Genomic DNA, 18,501 nt, shown 5'->3' on the forward strand with positions numbered 1-18,501 from the left:
TTGGGTTTTACAGCGTTAATCAGTCGCGCAAATCCGACTCATAAATCGGCTGTTCACGATGAGTGGCCCGCTGATACTGCGCCGGCCATATGGCCTTGCGTCCACCCAGGTCATCATCGGCATGCAGCGGCCAGTACGGATCACGCAGCAGTTCACGGGCGAGAAAGATGATGTCCGCCTGGCAGGTCCGAAGAATGTGCTCGGCCTGCGCCGGCTCGGTGATCATTCCTACCGTGCCGGTGGCAATGCCTGACTCCTTGCGCACTCGTTCAGCGAAGCGGGTCTGATAACCGGGACCTGTAGGAATCTCGGCGTTGGCCGCGGTACCGCCCGACGAGACGTCAATCAGGTCTACACCCAACGCCTTGAGGCGTCGCGCCAGCTCGACCGTTTCATCGGGATTCCAGCCGTCTTCCACCCAATCGGTGGCCGACACCCGCACGAACAGCGGTAGCTCTTCAGGCCACACCGCACGCACCGCTTCGGTGACTTGCAGCACCAGCCGGATACGATTCTCGAACGAACCACCATATTGATCGCGCCGCTGATTGCTCAGGGGCGAAAGAAACTGATGCAACAGGTAGCCGTGGGCGGCGTGTATTTCCACCACTTTGAAACCGGCGATCAGTGCTCGCTGGGCCGAAGCGACAAAGGCCTGAATGACGTCAGCGATCTCGCCATCATCGAGTGGCTTGGGGTGGGTGTGCTGAGGGTCGAAAGCAATCGGCGATGGGCCCACCGGGATCCAGCCACCGTCTTCGGGTTTGATGCTGCCATGTTTGCCGATCCACGGCCGATGGGTGCTGGCCTTACGCCCGGCGTGGGCCAACTGAATGCCGGCCACCGCGCCTTGTGCCGCAATGAAGCGAGTGATGCGTTGCAAAGGTTCGATCTGTTCATCGTTCCACAGACCGAGGTCCTCGGCGGTGATGCGTCCGTCGGCGGTCACCGCCGTGGCTTCGGTAAACACCAGGCCGGCCCCGCCGACAGCGCGGCTGCCGAGGTGGACCAGGTGCCAGTCATTGGCCAGTCCATCGACGCTGGAGTATTGGCACATCGGCGACACCGCAATGCGGTTGAGCAGGGTCAATTGGCGAAGGGTATAGGGTTCAAGCAGCAGACTCATGGGGCACCTCTCGAATCAGTGGGCAGGCTCCAGGGTTCTGTTTGAAAAGTCGACGAGTGACAGGAAAAAGGTGCAGCACCCGCCCCCGCGGGCAAAAAATCGACAAGACGTCACAAGGATAATCAAGCAGTGCTTAGAGACTAGTCGACATCGGGGATGGGGGAAGGGTTCAGATCGATTGGGTGCCCGCCGTTCACATCAACGCGGTTCGATATGGGCAATCATCAACTGCACCGTCTCGTTGCCACGAAACTCATTGAGGTCGAGTTTGTAGGCCAATTCCACCCACTTGATGTTCGGATTCGGCCAGATGTCGCGGTCGATGCCGAAGGCAATACCATCCAGCTTCACCGAACCACATTCACTTTTGAGCACCACTTTGAGGTGCCGCTCGCCGACCACCCGCTGCTCGACCAACTGGAACACGCCGTGGAACAGCGGCTCCGGGAAGTGCTGCCCCCAAGGTCCGGCATGACGCAGGGCGCGGGCCAGTTCCAGGTGGAATTCCTCGACCGCCAACGTGCCGTCCGACAGCAGGCGCCCGGTCAGGTCTTCTTCGCGTAATTGCCTACGCACTTGCGCATCAAAGGCTTCGGCAAACAACGGAAAATTCGCTTCCGGCAGCGTCAGGCCGGCGGCCATCGCATGGCCGCCGTATTTGCTGATCAGATTCGGATGCTGCGCCGCCACCACGCTCAACGCGTCGCGAATATGAAAACCCTGAACCGAACGCCCCGACCCCTTGAGCAAGCCATCGCCGGCATCGGCAAAGGCAATGGTCGGACGGAAATAGCGTTCTTTCATACGCGATGCAAGGATTCCGATGACACCTTGGTGCCACTCGGGATCGAACAGGCACAGGCCGAACGGCATCGACTCGACCGGCAAATCCTTCAACTGAGCCAGCGCTTCACGCTGCATGCCCTGCTCAATGGATTTTCGGTCCTGGTTCATGCCATCGAGTTGAGCGGCCATTTCACGCGCCAGACCGGCGTCTTCGGTGAGCAGGCATTCGATGCCCAGGCTCATGTCATCCAGACGCCCCGCCGCGTTTAGACGCGGGCCAACAATGAAACCCAAGTCGGTAGAGGTGATGCGCGTGTGATCACGCTTGGCGACTTCGAGGATCGCCTTGATCCCCGGCCGAGCGCGCCCGGCGCGAATCCGCTCCAGGCCCTGATGTACCAGAATCCGATTGTTGGCATCCAGCGGTACCACATCGGCGACGCTGCCCAGGGCCACAAGGTCCAGCAACTCGCCGATGTTCGGCTGCGGCTTGCTCTCGTACCAACCGAGGCTGCGCAAACGCGCACGCAGGGCCATCAGCACATAGAAAATCACCCCGACGCCGGCCAGCGCCTTGCTCGGAAACTCGCAACCCGGCTGATTCGGATTAACGATGGCATCGGCCAACGGTAACTCGTCACCGGGCAAGTGGTGGTCGGTGACCAGCACCTGGAGCCCGGCCTTTTTCGCCGCCGCCACGCCTTCAACGCTGGAGATGCCGTTATCCACAGTGATCAGCAGCTGTGGTGTACGGGTCAGCGCCACTTCAACGATTTCCGGCGTCAGGCCGTAGCCGTACTCAAATCGGTTCGGCACCAAATAGTCGACGTGAGCCGCGCCCAGCAGGCGCAAGCCCAACATGCCCACGGTACTGGCCGTCGCGCCATCGGCGTCGAAGTCACCGACAATCAGAATCCGCTGACGCTGCTCGAGCGCTGTCACCAGCAACGCCACCGCTGCATCGATGCCTTTGAGTTGCTGGAATGGAATCAACCGCGCCAGGCTCTTGTCCAGTTCCGCCTCGGACAGCACGCCGCGCGCCGCGTACAGACGGGTCAGCAGCGGCGGCAGATCACCGAGGAATGGCAGGGTGTCGGGCAACAGGCGAGGTTCGATGCGCATGGGGTGACAGGTGCTTCTCTTGAATACGTAGGATAAAAACGGGTAACGCGGACCAGCAGCGAATTATCAGCCGCGTTCGCCGCTCAGCCACTGCAACTGGACTTCGTGCTGACCACGGTCGTCGGTGACGAAAATCGTCCCTTCGCTGATCATCACGTCCCACTTGATAACCCGGGGCATGTCTTTGGCCAGGGTTTCCAGGACTTCCTGCGGAACAGCAGCGATGTGCACGTTTTTCAGGTTCTTGATCGCCGGAATCACTTTGGTCTCCCAGACGCGCAGGCTGCCGTAAGCCAGCAGGCTGGTGCGCTCGGTGCGACGCGAGCACCACGTCAGGCGATCGGCGTCTGGCTGGCCGACTTCGATCCAGTGCAGGACACGGTCGTCCAGGCTCTTTTCCCACAAGGCAGGTTCGTCCACGTCTGACAGACCTCGACCGAACGCCAACTGCTCGTTATACCAAAAGGCGTAGGCCAGCAGCCGCACGGTCATGCGCTCTTCGGTTTCCGAAGGGTGACGGGCGATGGTCTGCTTCACGCTCTCGTACACGTTGCGGTCGAGGTCGGTAAGGTTCAGTTCAAACTTGTAGGTCGTGGACGGCTGGGCCATGAACGGGCTTCTTGATACGGGGAAAGGCGGCAAGTCTAACCGATGCGGTAGGTAATCCACGAATTGAAGGCGATCAACCTTGGTCGTCTGACGTTCGGCTATGTTAAAACCCTGTATTCGCTCAACCTTTGTCCTACAGGATCCAGCATGCCGCTCACCGGAAAACCGCTTTCAGGTCTGAAAGTCATTGAATTGGGTACGCTGATCGCCGGGCCGTTTGCCTCGCGCATTTGCGGAGAGTTTGGTGCCGAGGTGATCAAAATCGAGTCCCCCGATGGCGGCGATCCGTTGCGCAAATGGCGAAAACTGTATGAAGGCACCTCCCTGTGGTGGTTCGTCCAGGCGCGCAACAAGAAATCCCTGACCCTGAACCTCAAACACCCCGACGGCCTGGCGATCCTGAAAAAACTGCTCAGCGAGGCGGACATTCTGATCGAGAATTTTCGCCCTGGCGTGCTGGAAAAGCTCGGCCTGAGCTGGGAAGTCTTGCACGCACTGAACCCGAAACTGGTGATGGTGCGTCTCTCGGGTTTCGGTCAGACCGGGCCGATGAAGGATCAGCCGGGCTTTGGCGCCGTCGGTGAATCCATGGGTGGCTTGCGCTACATCACCGGGTTCGAAGACCGGCCACCGGTGCGCACCGGGATTTCCATCGGGGACTCGATTGCGGCGTTGTGGGGTGTGATTGGTGCGCTGATGGCGTTGCGTCATCGCGAGGTCAACGGGGGCCTCGGCCAAGTGGTGGATGTGGCGCTGTATGAAGCGATCTTCGCCATGATGGAAAGCATGGTCCCCGAGTTCGACGTATTCGGCTTCATCCGCGAACGCACCGGCAACATCATGCCGGGCATCACGCCCTCCTCGATCCACACCAGTGCCGACGGCAAACATGTGCAGATCGGCGCCAATGGCGACGCGATCTTCAAACGCTTCATGCTGACCATTGGTCGCGAGGACCTGGCCAATGACCCCGCGTTGGCGAGCAACGACGGACGCGATAGCCGCCGCGACGAGATTTATGGGGTGATTGATCGCTGGGTTAACTCGCTGCCGCTGGACACCCTCATCGAGCAGTTGAATCGCGCCGAGGTACCGGCCAGCCGGATCTTCAGCGCTGAAGACATGTTCAGTGACCCACAGTACCTGGCCCGTGAAATGTTCCTGAAGGCCAAGTTGCCGGACGGCAAAGATTTCAAGATGCCGGGAATTGTGCCGAAACTATCAGAGACCCCCGGTACATCGGAATGGGTCGGGCCGCAGTTGGGCGAACACAATGCGCAGGTACTCAACGATCTTGGTTATGACAAGGAACAGATCGCAAAACTGCGTGCAGACGGGGCCATCTAAGCTGAAACGCCTGCTTTCATCAGCACTCGAACTCGCCCAAGGCTGGCGGGCTTTGGCGCCGTTCATCTTATTATCGTGCCTTGGCGCTCCCGCCTCGGCGCAACCCAAAGAGACGCTGATCTGGCTGCTGCGCGATTTGCCGCCAACGATGATTCTCGAAGGTCCGAAAAAAGGACAGGGAATCATCGATCAACTGCTGCCGCTGTTGATCGCCGGCATGCCGCAATACCAACACACCCTGATGCGAGTCAATCGGGCCCGCGGCATGCAAATGCTCCACGAAACGTCGTTTACGTGCGACCCCTCGCTGGTCTGGACCCAAGAGCGGGAACAGTGGATTACGTTCTCCATTCCGGCCTTCCGTGCCGTCAGCAATGGCCTGGTCGTCCGGCAGGAAGAGCGAGTGGTACTGGAACCGTTTCTTGTCGACGGTGAAGTCGACCTGGCGGCAATGCTGGCCAGTGGTCGACAGAAAGTCGGTGTGGTGGCTGAGCGCAGTTATGGTCAGTTCCTCGACACGCTGCTGCAACAGGCACTGCCCGATGCGCTGACACATCACTACGGCAACGACGCCCTCGGCAGTCTGTTACAGATGCAGCGCCTGGGTCGCTTGCAGGTGGTTTTGGGTTACTGGCCGGAAATTCGCTATAAGGCCAATCAGGCACAGATCGCCGCCGACCAGCTGGAGTTCTATCCGGTCAAGGGCACGAGTCAATACCTGTCCGGGCACATTGGCTGCTCCAATACACCTCAAGGCCGAAAGGCGATCAATGAGATCAACCAGCTGTTACGCGCCATGCCGCATGATCGACTGGATCAGCAATACGCTGACTGGCTGGATCCGCAAAGGCGCGGCGACTACCTGAAAGAAACCAAAGCGTTTTTTGAGCATCGGGCCGAGCAATGACAAATCGCAGGCAAAAAGAAACCCCGAGTAGTGGGGAGACGACTCGAGGTTAAACGTGGCCTACATAAAGACCCGTGCAACAAGCTACAAGCACCGGAGCACAATGCTTGATCCTGCTGTTACATGGTCTGACCGACCTAAGTGCAGGAAGGTTCCCACAAAAAACAATTCAATTTCGGTTCACCAGGATCCTGTCCTGAGCAGCACTACGCAACGCCACGGTGACAGATAAAAAACAGCCGCGTCATGCCAACTGCTTGCGCTTACCGATATCGGTCCATCCTCCCAGCAAGCCCCGCAATTGTCCGTCGGCACTGTAAAAAGGCACCGTCCACTGATAGACATGCCTGACGCCGTTATTGAACGTCAATTGACGCTCACTGAAACGGGTCTTGCGCGTACTCAGCTGGGCCATGAACTCTGCATGCAGCAGTTCGGCAGTCTCTTTGGGCAAGACGTCCAGCTCAATCAGCTGTCGTCCCTGAACCTGGTCGAAACGGGTCGACAAGTCCTCCTCATAACTTTTGTTGCACATGATCAAACGCCCCTCCAGATCACGAACAAACATCGGATCGGGCACCGCATCCATCAACGCGTGCTGGAAGGCAAGCTGATCACTCAGACTTTTCTCGGCATCAAGGCGTTGCTGGATCAATACCGTGAGCCGTCGATTCCAGAGCAGGGACAACAGGCCGAACAGACTGGCGATAAACATTCCCCAGCAGCCCCACTCGGCGAGTCGGTGCCAGGCGCCGGGCACCTTAATGGGGGCAATCCCCTGGAGCCATTTCAGGCGAATAGCGCGCAGTTCGGCAGGATCAAGCGCCTCAAGCGCCTTGTTGAGGATGCTCGACAGCTGAGGCTGACCTTTGCGTACGGCCAAGTGGTCTGCCTCCCATTTGCCCTCCACCGTATACCCGACCTTGAGCTGCCCGGACGGATAGAGTTGTGCGCCGGTTTCGTTTTCGATAGTGGCATACGCCTCACCGCTCTCGACCAGCGCCCGGGCCTCCGCGTAGGTTCTAACCGAGCGCAGCTCGATGTCCGGATAGTCGCGGCGAATCGCGGCCTCCAGCGCATGCCGGGTCGGCAACACCAGAACCCTTCCCGACAGCTGCTCCAGGGATTGCACCTCCGGCGCCTCGGCCCGCCCGACGAATACCCAGCCAGCGCCACCGAACGCATGACTGAAATCCAGAAACGTCTCGCGTTCGTCATTCATCGCCAGCGTCGTGCTCATGTCCGCGGCGCCACTCTCCAGTCGCCCGAGCAACTGATCGGTGGAAAACGATTCTTCGTGAACAAACTGCACGCCCGTCATTGCGCTGATGCGGTTGAGCAGATCATTGTTCAAGCCGTTCCATTGGCCGTGCTCATCCTTGAACAGGTACAGCGGATATTGCACCGATGCGACGATGACGTTCGAATGCTCGGCAATCCATTTCAACTCCTGAGCGTCCAACTCGACTGTTGCACCGGCGTTATCCCCTCCAGCCCCGGGCGCCATCAATTGCGACGCGCTGCCCCATTGAGCAAAGCCCAGGGTACCGACTAAAAAAAACATCCAGCACGCGGCTGGTTTTAACCCTCTGAAAAACAGCATTGCCACTTCCTTGGTGATCGTCTCGCCCGCCCTTCATGGGCGGCTCTTCATTTACGAAACTCGACAAGTGTGGCATGCAGAAATGAGAAAGCCCGTCAGGAGACGGGCTTCAAAATGTGACAGATTTAATTGGTTACAGAGGCTTGCCGCGGTTGCCATGCTGACTGACAAAGGCCTGCACGGCTTTCAGGTCATTTGGCAGCACGGTGCAGCGCTCATCTCGCTCAAACAAATCAGAAAGATGTGCAGGTAGTTCGAGTGCTTTTCCTACACCTGCTTTTTCCACTGCATCCGGGAATTTGACCGGATGCGCCGTACCCAGGATCACCATCGGGATCTCCAGGCTGCGACGGCACTCGCGCGCCGCCTTTACACCGATAGCCGTGTGTGGATCCAGCAGTTCGCCGGTTTGCTCAAAAACTTCGGCAATGGTTTCGCAAGTTTGGGCATCATCCACGGCCAGCGAATCGAACAGCTTGCGGGCTTCGGTCCAGCGTTCCTGTTCAACGCTGAAACCGCCACCTTGTTTGAAGGTGTCCATCAGCCCGGCGATCGCTGCGCCGTTGCGACCGTGCAGGTCGAACAACAGGCGTTCGAAGTTCGACGACACCATGATGTCCATCGACGGCGACAGCGTGGCGTGCAGGGTGTCCTTGACGTACTGATTGCCGCTCATAAAGCGGTGCAGGATGTCGTTGCGGTTGGTGGCGACGATCAACTGATTGATCGGCAGGCCCATGTTGCGCGCCAGGTAACCGGCGAAAATGTCGCCAAAGTTGCCGGTCGGCACCGAGAACGATACCGAACGTGCCGGGCCGCCCAACTGCAGGGCTGCATGGAAGTAGTAAACGATCTGGGCCATGATTCGCGCCCAATTGATCGAGTTCACGGCGACCAGACGCGTGCCTTTGAGGAAGCGCTGGTCAGCGAAGCTGGCCTTGACCATTTCCTGGCAGTCATCGAAGTTGCCTTCGATGGCGATGTTGTGGATGTTTTCGCCGAAGAGGGTGGTCATCTGCCGACGCTGCACTTCGGACACGCGATTGTGCGGGTGCAGGATGAAGATATCGACGTTTTCGCAGTGCTTGCAGCCTTCGATGGCGGCCGAACCGGTGTCACCGGACGTTGCGCCGACGATCACTACGCGCTCACCACGTTTTTCCAGCACGTAGTCGAGCAGACGACCAAGCAGTTGCAAGGCGAAGTCTTTGAACGCGAGGGTCGGACCGTGGAACAGTTCCAGCACCCATTCGTTACCGTTCAGCTGACGCAGTGGTGCCACGGCGTTGTGGGAAAACACGCCATACGTTTCTTCAAGAATCTTTTTGAAATCGGCATCGGGAATGCTGCCAGTGACGAACGGGCGCATCACCCGGAAGGCCAACTCGTGATACGGCAGGCCGGCCCAGGAAGCGATCTCTTCCTGGGTGAAACGTGGCAGGCTTTCCGGGACATACAAACCGCCGTCCGTGGCCAGACCGGCCAGCAGGACGTCTTCGAAATTCAGGGCCGGTGCCTGGCCGCGGGTACTGATATAACGCATGACTGGCTCCAATAGACAGTGTTCGCAAACCCGGGCTCGCAGGCGAGCCCGGTGAACGATAACGGCTTAGTTCAGGTGCTCGACGCGGATCCGTACGACCGGACCGACCACGCCCGCCAAGGCTTCCAGGGCGGCGATCGCGTCGTTCATGTGCTGTTCCAGCACGCGGTGAGTCAGCAGGATCATCGGCACCAGGCCGTCGTGTTCTTCGACTTCCTTCTGCATGATCGATTCGATGTTGATGCCTCGCTCCGACAGGATGCTCGCCACCTGCGCCAACACGCCTGGATGATCCTTGGCCTGGATGCGCAGGTAATAGGAGCTTTCGCAGGCCTCGATTGGCAGGATCGGGTGGGCCGACAGCGAATCCGGCTGAAAGGCCAGGTGCGGCACGCGGTTTTCCGGATCGCAAGTCATGGCGCGAACCACATCTACCAGGTCGGCGATCACCGACGAAGCGGTCGGTTCCATGCCCGCGCCAGCACCGTAGAACAGGGTCGAACCGGCGGCGTCGCCGTTGACCATCACCGCGTTCATCACGCCGTTGACGTTGGCAATCAGGCGATCGGCCGGGATCAGCGTCGGGTGTACGCGCAACTCGATACCGGCAGCCGTGCTGCGAGCCACACCGAGGTGCTTGATGCGATAGCCCAGCGCTTCGGCGTAGTTCACGTCAGCGGTGGTCAGCTTGGTGATGCCTTCGGTGTAGGCCTTGTCGAATTGCAGCGGGATGCCGAACGCGATGGACGCCAGGATCGTCAGCTTGTGGGCGGCATCGATGCCTTCAACGTCGAAGGTCGGATCGGCTTCGGCGTAACCCAGGGCTTGCGCCTCGGCGAGTACGTCTTCAAAGGTACGACCTTTCTCACGCATTTCGGTGAGGATGAAGTTACCGGTGCCGTTGATGATGCCGGCAACCCAGTTGATGCGGTTGGCCGACAGGCCTTCACGGATCGCCTTGATCACCGGAATGCCACCGGCCACGGCGGCTTCGAACGCCACAATCACGCCCTTCTCCTGGGCCTTGGCAAAAATTTCATTACCGTGAACGGCGATCAACGCCTTGTTCGCGGTCACAACATGTTTTCCGTTCTCGATCGCTTTGAGTACCAGCTCGCGGGCAACGGTGTAGCCGCCCATCAGCTCTATGACGATGTCGATCTCAGGGTTCGTGGCCACTTCGAAGACATCGTTGGTAATCGCAATACCGGTCGTCTGGAACTGAGGCTTTGGCGTGCGCATGGCAATTTGTGCCACTTCGATTCCACGCCCGGCACGACGAGCAATTTCCTCGGCGTTACGCTGAAGTACGTTGAAGGTACCGCCACCGACGGTCCCTAACCCACAGATGCCTACTTTGACCGGTTTCACTGTGAACTCCCCATAAAACGGCCGACTCAAGGCCGGCCGTGAAAACAACCGCCTACTCGCGGTCCTCTATTAATGGCTCGGCGAACGCTGCCGCCGAACCATGATCGTCAATGGCTGACCGTGACGATGCGAATTTACTTCGCGCCCAACGCCAGTTTGGCGACTTGTGGCGCAGGCTGGTAGCCCGGAATGACCTGACCGTCAGCCAAAACGATGGCCGGCGTGCCGTTCACGCCGATCGACTGACCGAGGGCAAACTGTTTGGAAACCGGGTTATCGCACTTGGCGGCCTTGATTTCCTTGCCATCGACCATCTTGTCCATCGCGGCTTTCTTGTCTTTCGAGCACCAGACCGCTTGCAGCTGTTCGTCACCCGGCGAGCCCAGGCCCTGGCGCGGGAACGCGACGTAACGCACTTCGATGCCGCGCTTGTTCAGCTCGGGCACTTCGGCGTGCAGCTTGTGGCAGTACGGGCAGGTGGTGTCGGTGAACACGGTGATGTGCGACTTGGTTTCGCCGATCGCCGGGTAGACCACGGTTTCAGCCACCGGGATGTCATTGATCAGTTTGGAAATGCCCAGGCGTTCGGTCTTTTCGGTCAGGTTGACCGGTTTGCCGTCCTTGAGCTGGAACATGTAACCCTGAACGACGTACTGACCATCGGCGCTGGCGTAGAGCACGCGGCTGCCTTTAAGTTTGACTTCGTACAAACCGGCCAGCGGGCTGGCGCTGATGGTTTCGATCGGAGTTTCAAGCTGGAGGCTTTCCAGGCTTTTACGAATGGCTTTGTCGGCCGCGTCATCGGCGACGGCAAAGGTGCTGACCAACGCAATGGCTGCGGCGGCGAAAATAGGGGTCAGACGCATGAGAACTCCTGAAGGCGGACAAATGGGACGATCAGAACGCCCGTGCCGAAACACCGGGTCATAAACGCCCATCGTGCAAACCGGCAAAGCCTACCACATAAGGCCCCTGTGGCCGAATGCGGGTGATGCAGGACATCGCAGCACCCGCTTTCTGTGGGAGTAAGCTCGCTACCACGGAAAAGCAAATCACCAAGCGGTTATCCGCGTGGGTGATGTCTGGCGTGCAGGTCTTGCAAGCGGGCGCGGGCGACGTGGGTGTAGATCTGCGTGGTCGACAGATCGCTGTGGCCGAGCAGCATTTGCACGACCCGCAAGTCGGCGCCGTGGTTGAGCAAGTGCGTGGCAAAGGCATGACGCAGGGTATGCGGCGACAACGACTTGCCGATCCCGGCAACCTTGGCCTGATGCTTGATGCGATGCCAGAAGGTCTGCCGAGTCATCTGCTCGCCGCGCTGACTGGGAAACATGACATCGCTGGGACGCCCGCCAAGCAGCTCGTCACGGCCATCGCGCATATAGCGCTCGACCCAGACAATCGCCTCCTCGCCCATCGGCACCAGCCGCTCCTTGCTGCCCTTGCCCATCACTCGCAGCACGCCTTGGCGTAGATTGACCTGCTCCAGCGTCAGGCTGATCAGTTCCGTCACACGCAAGCCGCAGGCATAAAGCACTTCGAGCATGGCGCGGTCACGTTGGCCGATGGCGTCACTCAGGTCAGGTGCTTTTAACAAGGCCTCCACATCCGCTTCCGACAAGGATTTAGGCAGTGGTCGACCCAGTTGCGGCATATCGACACGCAAGGTTGGATCGACGGCAATCAGCTTTTCCCGCAGCAAATAGCGATAGAAGCCACGCACGCCGGAGAGAAATCGAGCGGTCGAGCGGGGTTTGTAGTTTTGCTCCAGACGCCAGGCCAAGTGATCGAGAATCAACTCACGCCCGGCATTGATCAGTTCCAGGTGCTTTTCCTGCAGCCAACCGTTGAAAAGGGTCAGGTCGCTGCGATAGGCATCGCGGGTGTTGTCGGACAGGCCTTTCTCCAGCCACAGGGCGTCGAGGAATTGGTCTATCAGTGGATGATCGATGGCGGGCATAAAGGCTCAGGCAAGACAGGTCACAACCGGACAGTGGCAGACAGTCTTTCATAGCCTGCGCGGTCATTGCACCCATAAATCGCAGGCAACAAAAAAGCAGCCCGCAGGCTGCTTTTTCTTGCATCGGAAGCTGGACTTAAGCCAGTTTTTCCTTGATGCGAGCTGCTTTACCGGACAGGTCACGCAGGTAGTACAGCTTGGCTTTACGTACGTCACCGCGACGTTTAACGGCCATGCTGTCGATTTGCGGGCTGTAGGTCTGGAAAGTACGCTCTACGCCAACACCGTTGGAGATTTTACGAACGGTGAAAGCACTGTTTACGCCGCGGTTACGCTTGGCGATAACAACACCTTCGAACGCCTGCAGACGCGAACGGTCGCCTTCCTTCACTTTCACCTGAACGACAATGGTGTCGCCCGGGGCAAAGGTAGGGATCTCTTTGGTCATCTGCTCTGCTTCGAGTGCAAGGATGATTTTGTTAGTCATGCTGTGCTCCTAAGGTAAATCGTCGGATCTACCATCGATACGTTGTTAACTATCGTCCCGCTCGCGGATGTATTCCTCGAGCAGCTTCTTCTCTTCTCCAGAAAGCGAGCGGCTTTCCAGAAGATCGGCGCGTCGTTCAAAGGTCCTACTAAGGGACTGCTGTAAACGCCAACGCCGGATATGCGCGTGATTGCCACTTAGCAACACGTCGGGAACACGCTGATCCGCATACACCTCCGGTCGGGTGTAGTGCGGGCAATCCAGCAAACCATCCGTAAAGGAATCTTCCTCGGCGGAGTCCGCATGCCCTAAAGCTCCAGGCAGCAGTCGTGTAACCGCATCGATCAGGACCATCGCCGGCAGCTCGCCGCCAGACAGTACATAGTCGCCAATCGACCACTCTTCATCGACATGAGCCTCTATAAAACGCTCGTCAATGCCCTCATAGCGGCCGGCAATCAGAATCAATGCATCCAGATTCGCCAACTCGCGTACCGCCGACTGAGTCAGTTGACGGCCTTGGGGGGACAGGTAAATTACCTTCGCCGCCTCCCCGGCTGCTGCCTTGGCCTGAACCAACGCATCTTCCAGGGGCTTGATCTTCATCACCATGCCCGGACCACCGCCAAATGGGCGATCGTCTACAGTGTGATGTCGATCCGTCGTGTAGTCTCGCGGATTCCAACAGGTGAGCTGCAAGAGCCCCTGTTTCACCGCACGACTGGTGATGCCGTACTCGCTGATGGCGGAGAACATCTCGGGAAACAAACTGATCACTTCTACGCGCAAGTTAGCCACGCTTAGAAGTCCGCATCCCATTCCACCTTCATCTCGCCTGCGGCAAGGTCGACGGCCAACACGCATTGCTCCGTATAGGGCAACAGGCGTTCGCGATCATCCAGGCTGCCAGCGCAAGGCTTGACCACCATTACATCATTGGCGCCGGTTTCCAGAAGATGATCGATTTTCCCGAGCAATTGCCCGAGTTGATCAATGACCTTCAGACCTTCCAGCTGGTACCAGTAGTACTCGCCGTCGGTCAATTCAGGGAACAGGTTGCGTGGCACGCAGATCTCATAACCGGCCAGAAGACGCGCTTCTTCACGATCATCAAGACCCTTGAGCTTTGCGACCAGGAACTTATCGTTCCCACGTCCACTGACCAGCTCGACCTGTTTCACATTACCTTCGCGCTTGAGCGTCCAGGTTTTGTACTGCAACAGGTTTTCAGTCGGATCAGTAAAGGAATACACCTTCACTTCGCCGCGAACGCCATGAACCGAATAAATTTTGCCGATAACGATCAAATCATCAGCTACAGCTGGCGTCGCGTTCATATTGCTCAGGCCGCAGCCTTAGCCGAGTCCTTCAACAACTGAGCAACACGCTCAGAAGGTTGTGCACCAACGCTCAGCCAGTAGGCTACGCGCTCTTGGTTCACGGACAGACGGACTTCTTGACCACGAGCAACAGGGTTGAAGAAACCAACCTGTTCCTTGTGCGAACCGTCGCGCGGGTTGCGGCTGTCGGTTACGGTCAAGTGGTAAAACGGGCGCTTTTTGGAGCCGCCAAGGGCAAGACGGATTGTTAGCATGTGAACATCGTTCCTGTAGTCGGTGCTGCAAATCTAAAGGCACAGCGGGCATAGGTGCCCGAAAGGCCGCATATTCTAAGGAATATCCGGACTTTTGCAAATGTCTTTTTCCGGCTGCCTATCGGCCGCCATCAAGATTTGCTATAGAGCCGTCGTTGAAAACGGCCAGTCAGCTCCCGCCAAGTGCGGGTTTGCTGGAGATCCCACTTCCGTGTGGGAGTTGCAAGGGCCAAGCCCCTGCGTAAATTATTTACATTCTCGGCATGCCGCCGCCGGGCAACATACCGCCCATGCCGCGCATCATTTTCGCCATTCCGCCTTTTGCGGAGAACTTCTTCATCATCTTCTGCATCTGCTTGTGCTGCTTGATCAAGCGACCGATGTCCTGCACCTGAGTACCGGAACCCATGGCGATCCGGCGCTTGCGCGAACCGCTGATCAGCTCAGGGTCGCGGCGCTCGGCCGGGGTCATGGAATTGATGATGGCTTCCATCTGCTTGAATTGTTTCTCTGCCGCGCCTTGGGCGTTACCCATCTGCGCCACGTTCATACCGCCCATGTTTGGCAGTTTGTCCATGAGGCCGCCGAGGCCGCCCATGTTTTTCATCTGTTGCAGCTGATCGCGGAAGTCTTCGAGATCGAAGCCTTTGCCCTTTTTCAGCTTCTTGGCCAGTTTGTCGGCCTTGTCCTTGTCGAGGGTCTGCTCGGCCTGCTCGATCAGACTGAGTACGTCGCCCATACCGAGGATGCGTGAAGCAATACGCTCAGGATGGAACGGCTCGAGTGCGTCGCTCTTCTCGCCCATACCGATGAACTTGATCGGCTTGCCGGTGATGGCGCGCACCGACAGTGCAGCACCGCCACGGGCGTCGCCGTCGACCTTGGTCAGGATCACACCGGTCAACGGCAGCGCGTCACCAAAAGCCTTGGCCGTGTTGGCGGCGTCCTGACCGGTCATGGCGTCGACCACGAACAGTGTTTCGACCGGGTTGATCGCGGCATGCAGCGCCTTGATCTCGCCCATCATCTCTTCATCGATGTGCAGGCGACCGGCGGTATCGACAATGACCACGTCGATGAATTTCAGTTTTGCTTCTTTAATGGCTGCTTGCGCGATATCGACTGGCTTCTGGCTCAGGTCGGACGGGAAGAAGGTTACGCCGACTTCACCCGCGAGCATTTCCAGTTGCTTGATCGCCGCCGGACGGTAAACGTCCGCAGATACGACCATGACCGACTTCTTCTTGCGCTCTTTGAGGAAGCGCGCAAGCTTGCCGGCGGTGGTGGTTTTACCCGCCCCCTGCAAACCGGCCATCAGCACGACGGCCGGAGGAACGGCGCTCAGGTTCAGATCTTCGTTGGCCGCACCCATCAGGCTTTCGAGTTCGGCCTGGACGATCTTCACGAAGACCTGGCCCGGCGTCAGGCTGCGCGACACCTCAGTGCCGACGGCGCGTTCCTTGACCGAGTTGACGAAGTCCTTGACGACCGGCAAGGCGACGTCAGCTTCGAGCAACGCCATGCGCACTTCGCGCAGGGTGTCTTTGATGTTGTCTTCGGTCAGCTTGGCCTTGCCGGTGACATGGCGCAGCGTCTGCGAGAGACGGTCGGTTAAGTTTTCAAACATTGCGCGATCCTTTCAGGCCCTGTGTAGACCGGGATAATGGCGGCCCAGACCGGAATAAACATGTGCTCGGCGAGCCTGCGGCGTGGGCAGGTCGCGGATTATAGCGAAGACTGCGTCTGGCGGACACCTCGTCGTCAGGTTGCATGGTCTTTCGTGCTGCGGGGATTCTATGCCAAACTCAGCGCCTTTCGGGCTTGCCTAACAGGATTTATGCTCCCCTTGTCACCCAGTTTGCTAACTACCCTCGCCGCCGCCTGCTTATATGCCGCTGCGACCCTCTATCAGGGCACTCGTCTGGCCACCGGCGCCAAGGCGAACAAACGCCTGCTGGTCACGCTTGGCGTGCTCGCCGTGCTGGCTCATAGCGCCAGTCTGTTCACCCACCTGCTGACACCGATTGGCCTGGGCCTGGATTTTTTCAGCGCCGCCAGCCTGATTGCCGCCGCGGTGATTGCCCTGACGCTGTTGGTCTGCTCGCGGATCCCGGTGGAAAACCTGCTTATATTGCTGTTCCCGCTTGGCGCCGCCACCGTGCTGCTCGCACAGTTCGCCCCCGCCGGCACCGTGCAGATCATCGACGAAGAACCAGGCATCCTCGCGCACATATTGTTGTCGATCCTCGCCTACGGCATGTTCACCATCGCGGTATTCCAGGCGTTGCTGCTGCTGGTTCAAGACCATCAGCTAAAGCACAAACACCCCTCGGGCCTGATCAAGAACTTCCCGCCGCTGCAAACCATGGAAAGCCTGCTGTTCGGTTTCCTCTGGGCCGGCTGGACCCTGCTGTCGCTGTCGCTGATCTCCGGCTGGCTGTTCGTCGAAAACCTTTTCGCCCAGCACCTGGTGCACAAAACCTTGCTGGCATGCCTCGCCTGGATCGTCTTCAGCGTGCTGCTATGGGGCCGTAATCGTCTCGGCTGGCGCGGACACAAGGCCATTCGCTGGACCCTCGCCGGTTTCTGCTTGCTGATGCTGGCCTATTTCGGCAGTAAGCTGGTTCGTGAATACATCCTGCATATCTGACGGGCGGCATTAATGGACGATTTGCCCATAGGGCCGATGCTCGCGGTAGTGGCCCTGCTGATTTTATGGTCGGGGCTGTTTACCGCCATCGAAGCTGCGCAACAGTACGTGCTCGCCCAGCGGACAGCTTCGCGTTCGAGCGACAAGCCGGTGGCAACACTGAGTTTTTCGCTCAATAGCCTGATCCTCTGCAACACCCTGTGCCGCGCACTGATCATGGTCATCAGTACCTTGCTGGCCATTTTTACTTGGGCGGAAAACGGTCCATGGGTGGCCTGCCTGGGGGCTGGCGCGGTGATTCTGGTGTTCGCCGACTACCTGCCGCGCACCCTCGCCGTCCGTTACCCGGACGCAGTCCTGGCGCTGGGCAACACCTTGCTTGGCGCGCCACTGAAAATCATCTATCCCGCCGCCTGGTTGCTCAATGGCATAAGCCTGCTGCTGATGCGACCGTTCGCCCGCACAGTCAACGTGGTGCAGCAGAGCGAAGACGAGGCCCCGAGCGATCGGCATGACGATCACGAACACGCCGCCTGCCGCCCCCATCCACTGTCAGGCATCCATGCGCTGGACCACATCACGGTCAACGACATTCTGGTGCCACGCAGTGACGTCGACGGGGTCAATCTGGACGACTCCCTCGAGGAAATCATTGAGCAGCTTCGCGCCAATAAACGCACACGCTTGCCGGTTTTTCACAGCGACATCAATCAGGTCGAGGCAGTGCTCAACACCCGGCAGATCCGCCATCTGCTGTCCGACGCCAGTCTGACCCGAGACGCACTGCTCGCAGCCTGTCACGACCCCTACTTCGTGCCGGAAAGCACCCCGCTGCAACTGCAGCTGTTGAATTTCCACAAACAACAGCGACGCTTGGGCATGGTGGTCGACGAGTACGGCGAAGTGCTCGGCGTCGTGACTCTGGAAGACATTCTCGAGGAAATCGTCGGCGAGTTCGAAAGCCAGCACAGCCTGGATAACCCGCACATCCACCCACAGGCCGACGGCCGCCTGGTGATCGAAGGGGCGGCGTCGATTCGCGAATTGAACAAGAGCCTGGGCTGGCACTTGCCGAGCGACGGCCCGAAAACCCTCAACGGGTTGGTGACCGAGGCGCTGGAAACGATTCCGGACAGTGCGGTATGCCTGAAGATCGGGCGTTATCGGCTGGAGACTCTGGAGACTGAAGACAATCGGGTCTCGCGAGTGTTGATCTGGCATACGAATTCGGCCCCAGCGGTTGTCCCTGCACGATAGATCGCTACGATCTTTTGGCCCTTGTTGAATCGTTAGCTACCTTTCTATAATCGAGCCGCTTACCCAAGCCCGCCACACCCAAGTGCTACCCGCACTCTGCGTTAAGCCCACATCCCTGGGTGTTCGACCCAAATAATTC

Annotated in this window: 17 protein-coding genes; 4 read left to right on the forward strand and 13 right to left on the reverse strand. The window is 58.6% G+C overall.

Features of this window, described 5'->3' with window-relative positions; genetic code table 11:
- Positions 1–19: 19 nt before the first annotated feature.
- From ACXPVS_RS05785 to ACXPVS_RS05795, 3 genes are all read right to left on the reverse strand, one after another.
- Entirely contained in the window at positions 20–1,126 is a 1,107-nt protein-coding gene (locus ACXPVS_RS05785) for an NADH:flavin oxidoreductase/NADH oxidase (RefSeq protein WP_458509066.1), read from the reverse strand.
- A gap of 198 nt (positions 1,127–1,324) precedes the next feature.
- A complete protein-coding gene (recJ, locus tag ACXPVS_RS05790) occupies positions 1,325–3,034 on the reverse strand; it encodes a single-stranded-DNA-specific exonuclease RecJ (RefSeq protein WP_458509067.1) in 1,710 nt (569 codons plus the stop codon).
- Between the two features lie 66 nt (positions 3,035–3,100).
- Entirely contained in the window at positions 3,101–3,643 is a 543-nt protein-coding gene (locus tag ACXPVS_RS05795; RefSeq protein ID WP_458509068.1) for a YaeQ family protein, read from the reverse strand.
- A gap of 147 nt (positions 3,644–3,790) precedes the next feature.
- On the opposite strand from ACXPVS_RS05795, the gene ACXPVS_RS05800 reads away from it, so the two are divergent.
- Positions 3,791–4,990, forward strand: coding sequence for a CaiB/BaiF CoA transferase family protein (locus ACXPVS_RS05800; RefSeq protein WP_458509069.1), 1,200 nt, complete (start codon positions 3,791–3,793; stop codon positions 4,988–4,990).
- Complete coding sequence (locus ACXPVS_RS05805; protein ID WP_458509300.1) at positions 4,971–5,897, forward strand: TIGR02285 family protein; 927 nt, start codon at positions 4,971–4,973, stop codon at positions 5,895–5,897. The genes ACXPVS_RS05800 and ACXPVS_RS05805 overlap by 20 nt, the downstream gene beginning before the upstream one ends.
- A gap of 244 nt (positions 5,898–6,141) precedes the next feature.
- Here ACXPVS_RS05805 and ACXPVS_RS05810 read toward each other — a convergent pair whose 3' ends face one another.
- The 10 genes from ACXPVS_RS05810 to ffh form a co-directional block, all read right to left on the reverse strand.
- Entirely contained in the window at positions 6,142–7,500 is a 1,359-nt protein-coding gene (locus ACXPVS_RS05810; RefSeq protein WP_458509070.1) for a transporter substrate-binding domain-containing protein, read from the reverse strand.
- A 133-nt stretch (positions 7,501–7,633) separates the two neighbouring features.
- Positions 7,634–9,043, reverse strand: a complete 1,410-nt coding sequence (gene thrC, locus ACXPVS_RS05815) for a threonine synthase (protein ID WP_458509071.1) — start codon at positions 9,041–9,043, stop codon at positions 7,634–7,636.
- A 66-nt stretch (positions 9,044–9,109) separates the two neighbouring features.
- Positions 9,110–10,414 carry a homoserine dehydrogenase gene (locus ACXPVS_RS05820; protein ID WP_458509072.1) on the reverse strand — a complete coding sequence of 435 codons (1,305 nt, stop codon included), beginning with the start codon at positions 10,412–10,414 and terminating at the stop codon, positions 9,110–9,112.
- A gap of 134 nt (positions 10,415–10,548) precedes the next feature.
- Positions 10,549–11,280: a bifunctional protein-disulfide isomerase/oxidoreductase DsbC gene (gene dsbC, locus ACXPVS_RS05825; protein ID WP_458509073.1), complete on the reverse strand. Its 732-nt coding sequence runs from the start codon at positions 11,278–11,280 to the stop codon at positions 10,549–10,551.
- A 197-nt stretch (positions 11,281–11,477) separates the two neighbouring features.
- A complete protein-coding gene (xerD, locus tag ACXPVS_RS05830) occupies positions 11,478–12,374 on the reverse strand; it encodes a site-specific tyrosine recombinase XerD (RefSeq protein WP_458509074.1) in 897 nt (298 codons plus the stop codon).
- Positions 12,375–12,510: 136 nt separating this feature from the next.
- The gene (gene rplS / locus ACXPVS_RS05835) at positions 12,511–12,861 is read right to left on the reverse strand and encodes a 50S ribosomal protein L19 (protein ID WP_003175895.1); all 351 of its coding nucleotides are present in this window, start codon (positions 12,859–12,861) and stop codon (positions 12,511–12,513) included.
- A gap of 45 nt (positions 12,862–12,906) precedes the next feature.
- Complete coding sequence (gene trmD, locus ACXPVS_RS05840; RefSeq protein WP_458509075.1) at positions 12,907–13,680, reverse strand: tRNA (guanosine(37)-N1)-methyltransferase TrmD; 774 nt, start codon at positions 13,678–13,680, stop codon at positions 12,907–12,909.
- Positions 13,662–14,198 (reverse strand): ribosome maturation factor RimM, encoded by a 537-nt coding sequence (gene rimM, locus ACXPVS_RS05845; protein WP_008014731.1) that lies wholly within the window; start codon positions 14,196–14,198, stop codon positions 13,662–13,664. The genes trmD and rimM overlap by 19 nt, the downstream gene beginning before the upstream one ends.
- Positions 14,199–14,203: 5 nt before the next feature.
- Positions 14,204–14,455 (reverse strand): 30S ribosomal protein S16, encoded by a 252-nt coding sequence (gene rpsP, locus ACXPVS_RS05850; RefSeq protein ID WP_045059142.1) that lies wholly within the window; start codon positions 14,453–14,455, stop codon positions 14,204–14,206.
- Positions 14,456–14,705: 250 nt separating this feature from the next.
- On the reverse strand, positions 14,706–16,082 hold the full coding sequence (gene ffh, locus ACXPVS_RS05855) for a signal recognition particle protein (protein WP_458509076.1): 1,377 nt from the start codon (positions 16,080–16,082) through the stop codon (positions 14,706–14,708).
- A 210-nt stretch (positions 16,083–16,292) separates the two neighbouring features.
- On the opposite strand from ffh, the gene ACXPVS_RS05860 reads away from it, so the two are divergent.
- Together ACXPVS_RS05860 and ACXPVS_RS05865 are read left to right on the forward strand one after the other, a co-directional pair.
- Entirely contained in the window at positions 16,293–17,105 is an 813-nt protein-coding gene (locus tag ACXPVS_RS05860; protein WP_458509077.1) for a cytochrome C assembly family protein, read from the forward strand.
- Positions 17,106–17,117: 12 nt separating this feature from the next.
- Positions 17,118–18,362, forward strand: coding sequence for a transporter associated domain-containing protein (locus ACXPVS_RS05865; protein ID WP_458509078.1), 1,245 nt, complete (start codon positions 17,118–17,120; stop codon positions 18,360–18,362).
- The last annotated feature ends 139 nt before the right edge of the window (positions 18,363–18,501 follow it).

It is taken from the genome of Pseudomonas sp. Ma2-10 (genome assembly GCF_054330215.1).

Excerpts from the sequence above, each read along its gene's own strand:
- recJ (WP_458509067.1), bottom strand. The coding sequence starts at position 3,034 with ATGCGCATCGAACCTCGCCTGTTGCCCGACACCCTGCCATTCCTCGGT.
- rpsP (WP_045059142.1), bottom strand. The coding sequence starts at position 14,455 with ATGCTAACAATCCGTCTTGCCCTTGGCGGCTCCAAAAAGCGCCCGTTT.
- ACXPVS_RS05795 (WP_458509068.1), bottom strand. The coding sequence starts at position 3,643 with ATGGCCCAGCCGTCCACGACCTACAAGTTTGAACTGAACCTTACCGAC.
- trmD (WP_458509075.1), bottom strand. The coding sequence starts at position 13,680 with ATGGGATGCGGACTTCTAAGCGTGGCTAACTTGCGCGTAGAAGTGATC.
- thrC (WP_458509071.1), bottom strand. The coding sequence starts at position 9,043 with ATGCGTTATATCAGTACCCGCGGCCAGGCACCGGCCCTGAATTTCGAA.
- xerD (WP_458509074.1), bottom strand. The coding sequence starts at position 12,374 with ATGCCCGCCATCGATCATCCACTGATAGACCAATTCCTCGACGCCCTG.
- dsbC (WP_458509073.1), bottom strand. The coding sequence starts at position 11,280 with ATGCGTCTGACCCCTATTTTCGCCGCCGCAGCCATTGCGTTGGTCAGC.
- ACXPVS_RS05800 (WP_458509069.1), top strand. The coding sequence starts at position 3,791 with ATGCCGCTCACCGGAAAACCGCTTTCAGGTCTGAAAGTCATTGAATTG.
- ACXPVS_RS05785 (WP_458509066.1), bottom strand. The coding sequence starts at position 1,126 with ATGAGTCTGCTGCTTGAACCCTATACCCTTCGCCAATTGACCCTGCTC.
- ACXPVS_RS05860 (WP_458509077.1), top strand. The coding sequence starts at position 16,293 with ATGCTCCCCTTGTCACCCAGTTTGCTAACTACCCTCGCCGCCGCCTGC.
- rimM (WP_008014731.1), bottom strand. The coding sequence starts at position 14,198 with ATGAACGCGACGCCAGCTGTAGCTGATGATTTGATCGTTATCGGCAAA.
- rplS (WP_003175895.1), bottom strand. The coding sequence starts at position 12,861 with ATGACTAACAAAATCATCCTTGCACTCGAAGCAGAGCAGATGACCAAA.
- ACXPVS_RS05810 (WP_458509070.1), bottom strand. The coding sequence starts at position 7,500 with ATGCTGTTTTTCAGAGGGTTAAAACCAGCCGCGTGCTGGATGTTTTTT.
- ffh (WP_458509076.1), bottom strand. The coding sequence starts at position 16,082 with ATGTTTGAAAACTTAACCGACCGTCTCTCGCAGACGCTGCGCCATGTC.
- ACXPVS_RS05865 (WP_458509078.1), top strand. The coding sequence starts at position 17,118 with ATGGACGATTTGCCCATAGGGCCGATGCTCGCGGTAGTGGCCCTGCTG.